Annotated in this window: 5 protein-coding genes; all 5 read left to right on the top strand. The window is 61.7% G+C overall.

Going from position 1 to position 6,077, the window contains the following annotated elements; all coding sequences use genetic code 11:
- The first annotated feature begins 384 nt into the window (after positions 1-384).
- Complete coding sequence (gene eno / locus EN949_RS31960) at positions 385-1,659, top strand: phosphopyruvate hydratase (protein ID WP_064994168.1); 1,275 nt, start codon at positions 385-387, stop codon at positions 1,657-1,659.
- A gap of 276 nt (positions 1,660-1,935) precedes the next feature.
- The gene (locus tag EN949_RS31955) at positions 1,936-2,259 is read left to right on the top strand and encodes a septum formation initiator family protein (RefSeq protein WP_013531480.1); all 324 of its coding nucleotides are present in this window, start codon (positions 1,936-1,938) and stop codon (positions 2,257-2,259) included.
- A 194-nt stretch (positions 2,260-2,453) separates the two neighbouring features.
- Positions 2,454-3,491 carry a pyruvate dehydrogenase (acetyl-transferring) E1 component subunit alpha gene (gene pdhA, locus EN949_RS31950; RefSeq protein ID WP_127371893.1) on the top strand — a complete coding sequence of 346 codons (1,038 nt, stop codon included), beginning with the start codon at positions 2,454-2,456 and terminating at the stop codon, positions 3,489-3,491.
- Between the two features lie 15 nt (positions 3,492-3,506).
- Positions 3,507-4,910: a pyruvate dehydrogenase complex E1 component subunit beta gene (locus EN949_RS31945; protein WP_013531482.1), complete on the top strand. Its 1,404-nt coding sequence runs from the start codon at positions 3,507-3,509 to the stop codon at positions 4,908-4,910.
- 18 nt (positions 4,911-4,928) lie between these two features.
- Positions 4,929-6,077, top strand: a 1,149-nt coding sequence (locus EN949_RS31940) for a 2-oxo acid dehydrogenase subunit E2 (RefSeq protein ID WP_127371892.1), incomplete at its 3' end; no start/stop codon positions are given.

Below are 6,077 nucleotides of genomic sequence, written 5' to 3'. Positions count from 1 at the left end.
GGCATTAACAACAACGACAAAGCGGCCCCGTCGAGAGAGACGGGGCCGCTTTGGATTCCGGCTTATTCGCTGACGTGTAAGGGGGCCATCGCCTTCGGCGGCGACTGCTGATTGTCGCATGACGTCAGGAATGCCGCCGCGATCAGAAACAGACTCACGATACCGCTCAACTGAGACATGGCGAAACTCCTCCTGTTTCGCCCCGCGCGCTGCACCTTAACCGGAAGTCAGCCGACCGTACATGACTTATGATGACGGCGATTTGCGCTTCGTGAATCGTTCGGAGGCCGATGCCGCGGCAATAATTGCCAGCGGGCCGATTGCCTTTTGCAGCACTTTGGCTAAGACGTGCGGCATTCTTCAGATCAATCGAGGACATCGCAAATGACCGCCATCGTCGACATTGTCGGGCGTGAAATCCTGGACAGCCGTGGAAATCCGACCGTCGAGGTCGATGTCATTCTCGAAGACGGCTCGATGGGCCGCGCGGCGGTGCCGTCGGGTGCTTCGACCGGTGCCCACGAGGCCGTCGAACTGCGCGACGGCGGCGCCCGCTATCTCGGCAAAGGCGTGCTCAAAGCCGTCGAGGCGGTTAACGGCGAGCTGTTCGAGGCCATCGGCGGCATGGAAGCCGAAAACCAGATCCATATCGACCAGACCATGATCGAGCTCGACGGCACGCCCAACAAGAGCCGGCTTGGCGCCAACGCCATTCTCGGCGTTTCGCTGGCGGTGGCCAAGGCGGCCGCTGATGCCGCCGGCCTACCGCTCTACCGTTATGTCGGAGGCACCAAGGCGCATCTCCTGCCGGTGCCGATGATGAACATCATCAATGGCGGCGCGCATGCCGACAACCCGATCGATTTCCAGGAATTCATGATCCTGCCGATCGGCGCGCCGACGCTGCGCGAAGGTGTCCGCTGGGGTTCGGAAATCTTCCATACGCTGCGCAAGAAACTGAAGGATGCCGGCCACAACACCAATGTCGGCGACGAGGGCGGCTTTGCCCCGAACCTGAAAAGCGCTCCGGTGGCGCTCGATTTCATCATGGAATCGATCGAGCAGGCCGGCTTCAAGCCGGGCGACGAGATCGCGCTCGGCCTCGATTGCGCCGCGACCGAGTTCTTCAAGGACGGCAACTACGTCTATGAAGGCGAGAAAAAGACGCGCGATCCCAAGGCCCAGGCCAAATACCTGGCCAAGCTTGCCACCGACTATCCGATCATCTCGATCGAGGACGGTCTTGCCGAGGACGATTGGGAAGGCTGGAAGTACCTGACCGACCTGATCGGCAAGAAGACGCAGCTGGTTGGCGACGATTTGTTCGTCACCAACACGGCGCGGCTGCGCGACGGCATCCGCATGGGGGTTGCCAACTCGATCCTGGTTAAGGTCAACCAGATCGGCTCGCTTACGGAAACGCTCGACGCCGTCGAGACCGCGCACAAGGCCGGCTACACCGCCGTGATGTCGCACCGCTCGGGCGAAACCGAGGATTCGACCATTGCCGATCTCGCCGTCGCCACCAATTGCGGACAGATCAAGACCGGCTCGCTGTCGCGCTCGGACCGCATGGCCAAGTATAATCAGCTGATCCGCATCGAGGAAGAGCTCGGCAAGCAGGCAAGCTACGCCGGCAAGTCGGTGGTCAAGGGCTGATCCGGAAACACCGGCTCATCGATACCGGACAAAAGGGCGGGAGCATTCCCGCCCTTTTTCGTTTCGGCGCCGCCAAACAGGTCACCCGTAACCGTCCGTTAAGCACAATCGGGCGAGAAAGATCGTGAGCCGCCTGAGTTCGCGGGCTAGAGCCGGATGATCTCAGGTCTGTTCGACCTGAAATCTGAATCCGACTCTAAATCAAAGAGATAGAGCATGATGTCGTCCGAAAACCGCTTCACACTTTTCGGCATCATGCTCTAGAGGAATCGGGCGATGTGGACGCGTCAGCACAAGCAGAGAAACACCGGCCGGCTGATCATTCCCTCGCTTTGCGTGGCGTTCCTGGCCTATTTCGGCTTTCATGCCTATCACGGCGAATTCGGTATCTACTCGAAATATCAGCTGGAAGCCCAGACGGTTGCGCTGCAAGGCCAGCTCGATGCGATCAAGGCGCGCCGCATGGAGCTCGAGCGCCGCGTTCGGCTGATGCATGAAGGCACGCTCGAGAAGGACATGCTCGATGAGCAGGCGCGCAAGGCGCTCAATCTGTCCCAAGCTGACGAAATCACCATTATGTTGCCGGCCTCGGCGAAATAACTGATTTCAAGTTAATCACCAATATTTTCAATGATTTTAATCGCTTAGGCGCATGCCAGCTATGCAAATTCGGCATGGCGCAACGCTTTGACGCGTGTTAGCCTCCCTAAAATCGGTGGGGAGGAGCTGATCTCCCCAGAGCAGATTTCATCCTGCTCTAATGTCCACGAAGAGACGCCAACAGGGAGTGATGCATGGCCACCGCCGCCAGAAAAGCGCCTGCCAAATCCAAATCCGACGGCAAATCGGGGCTTTCGGCCCCCAAACCTGTCGAATTCACCAAGGACGAAGAGCTTGCCGCTTACCGGCACATGCTGCTCATCCGTCGTTTCGAGGAAAAGGCCGGCCAGCTCTACGGCATGGGTTTCATCGGCGGCTTCTGCCACCTCTATATCGGCCAGGAAGCGGTCGTCACCGGCATGAAGATGGCGCTGATCGACGGCGATCAGATGATCACCGCCTATCGCGACCACGGCCACATGCTGGCGATGGAGCTGTCGCCGCGCGGCGTCATGGCCGAGCTGACCGGGCGTCGCGGCGGCCTGTCACGGGGCAAGGGTGGCTCCATGCACATGTTCTCCAAGGAAAAGCACTTTTATGGCGGCCACGGCCTCGTCGGCCCGCAGGTGTCGCTCGGCACGGGCTTGGCCTTCGCCAACCGCTACCGCGACAACAACAATGTCTCGCTGACCTATTTCGGCGACGGTGCGGCCAACCAGGGCCAGGTCTATGAAAGCTTCAACATGGCCTCGCTGTGGAAGCTGCCGGTGATCTACATCATCGAGAACAACCGGTATGCCATGGGCACCTCGGTGTCGCGCTCTTCGGCGGAAACCAATTTTTCGCACCGTGGCGCTTCGTTCAAGATTCCCGGCATCCAGGTCGACGGCATGGACGTGCGCGCTGTCAAGGCCGCCGGCGACCAGGCGACCGAATGGTGCCGCGCCGGCAACGGGCCGATCATTCTCGAAATGCAGACCTACCGCTACCGGGGGCACTCGATGTCCGATCCGGCGAAATACCGCTCGAAGGAAGAAGTGCAGAAGATGCGCTCCGACCATGACCCGATCGAACAGGTCAAGGCGCGGCTCATCGAGAAGAAGTGGGCAACCGAGGACGAGCTTAAGGCCATCGACAAGGAGGTCCGCGACATCGTCGCTGACGCCGCCGAATTTGCCCAGAACGATGCAGAGCCGGATCCGTCCGAGCTCTGGACCGATATCGTATTGTAACGGGAGGGCAAGGACATGCCGATCGAAATTCTCATGCCCGCTCTCTCGCCGACCATGGAAGAGGGCAATCTTTCCAAGTGGTTGAAGAATGAAGGCGACAAGGTCGTCGCCGGCGACGTCATCGCCGAGATCGAAACCGACAAGGCGACGATGGAAGTCGAGGCCGTCGACGAAGGCACGCTTGGCAAGATCCTGATCGCCGCCGGCACCGAAGGCGTCAAGGTCAACACACCGATTGCCGTTTTGCTGCAGGACGGCGAAAGTGCCGGCGATATCGGCAAGTCCTCGGCTCCCGCCAAGGCGGAAGCACCGGCAAAGGCAGAGGCTCCAGCCGCGGCGGAGGACAAGGCGGAGGCCGCAAAACCGGCTGCCGCGCCGGTGGCTGCTGCACCGAAGACGGAAATCGCCGCCGATCCGGACATTCCGGCCGGCACGGAGATGGTCTCGACCACGGTGCGCGAAGCGCTGCGCGATGCGATGGCCGAGGAAATGCGCCGCGACGGCGATGTCTTCGTCATGGGCGAGGAGGTCGCCGAATACCAGGGCGCCTACAAGATCACGCAAGGGCTGCTGCAGGAATTCGGGCCGCGGCGCGTCGTCGACACGCCGATCACCGAGCATGGCTTTGCCGGCGTCGGCGTCGGCGCGGCGATGGCCGGCCTGAAGCCGATCGTCGAGTTCATGACCTTCAACTTCGCCATGCAGGCGATCGACCAGATCATCAACTCCGCCGCCAAGACGCTCTACATGTCGGGCGGCCAGATGGGTGCGCCGATCGTTTTCCGTGGACCGAACGGCGCTGCCGCACGCGTCGCCGCGCAGCACTCGCAGTGCTACGCCGCCTGGTATAGCCACATTCCGGGCCTGAAAGTGGTGATGCCCTACACCGCCGCCGACGCCAAGGGCTTGCTGAAGGCGGCGATCCGCGATCCCAATCCGATCATCTTCCTCGAGAATGAGATCCTCTATGGCCAGTCCTTCGACGTGCCGAAGCTGGATGATTTCGTGCTGCCGATCGGCAAGGCGCGCATCCACAAGACCGGCAAGGACGTCACCATCGTCTCTTTCGGCATCGGCATGACCTATGCGGTCAAGGCGGAAGCCGAGCTGCGCGGCTTGGGCATCGATGCCGAGATCATCGACTTGCGCACGATCCGGCCGCTCGATCTCGACACCATCATCGCCTCGGTCAAGAAGACCAACCGGCTGATCGTTGTCGAAGAGGGATATCCGCAGAACTCGGTCGGCGACCATATCGCCAACCAGGTGTCGCAGCGCGCCTTCGATTTCCTCGACGCGCCGGTCATCACCATCGCCGGCAAGGATGTGCCGATGCCCTATGCCGCCAACCTCGAGAAACTGGCTTTGCCGAACGTCGGCGAAGTCATCGAGGCGGTCAAAGCCGTCACATATCGCTGAACCGGGCGGGAGGACAAAATGCCAATCAACATCACCATGCCGGCCCTGTCGCCCACGATGGAAGAGGGCAATCTGTCCAAGTGGCTCGTCAAGGAAGGCGACAAGGTTTCGCCGGGCGATGTCATTGCCGAGATCGAGACCGACAAGGCGACGATGGAAGTCGAGGCTGTCGATGAGGGCACGGTCGCAAAGCTCGTCGTTCCCGCCGGCACCGAAGGCGTCAAGGTCAACGCTCTGATCGCCGTGCTCGCTGCCGAAGGTGAGGATGCAGGCGCTGCCGCGAAAAGCGGGGGCGATGCTGCTCCAGCGAAAGCCGAGGCCAAGCAGGACAAGGCGCCAATCTCCCCACCCGTGGGGGAGCTGTCGACGAAGTCGACAGAGGGGGGCGCTGTCCCGCCGTCCTCTCAGCGCGAGACGCCCCCCTCTGGCCTGCCGGCCATCTCTCCCACAAGGGGGGAGATCAGCCAGTCGCCGGAAGGACGCACCTTCGCGTCGCCGCTCGCACGTCGCATAGCCAAGGAAGCCGGTGTCGATGTGTCTGCCGTGACCGGCACCGGTCCGCATGGCCGGGTGGTGAAGGCGGATGTCGACGCGGCCATTGCCGGTGGCGGCGCCCAGACGGCGCCTGCCGCCAAGGCTCCGGCTGGCGTGCCGGCTGCTGCTCCTGCCGCGCCGGTAAAGGCGATGTCGGACGATCAGGTGCTGAAACTGTTCGAACAGGGCTCCTACGACCTCGTCCCGCATGACAATATGCGCAAGACCATTGCGCGCCGCCTGGTCGAGGCCAAAACCACCATTCCGCATTTCTACCTGACGCTCGACTGCGAGCTCGATGCGCTGCTGGCGCTGCGCACGCAGATCAATGCGGCAGCCCCGGTGAAGAAGACCGACAAGGGCGAGGCACCGGCCTATAAGCTGTCGGTCAACGATATGGTGATCAAGGCGATGGCGATGGCGCTGAAGGCGGTGCCCGATGCCAATGCCTCGTGGACTGAAAGCGCCATGGTCAAGCACAAGCACGCCGATGTCGGCGTCGCGGTGTCGATCCCCGGCGGCCTGATCACACCGATCATTCGGCATGCCGACGAAAAGACGCTGTCCACCATCTCCAACGAGATGAAGGACCTCGCCAGTCGCGCCCGCAGCCGCAAGCTGAAGCCGGAAGAG

This window comes from Mesorhizobium sp. M7A.F.Ca.US.007.01.2.1 (assembly GCF_003998165.1).
In the GTDB taxonomy this organism is placed as follows: Bacteria; Pseudomonadota; Alphaproteobacteria; order Rhizobiales; family Rhizobiaceae; genus Mesorhizobium; species Mesorhizobium ciceri.
This window is presented reverse-complemented; position numbering and strand designations above follow the sequence as displayed.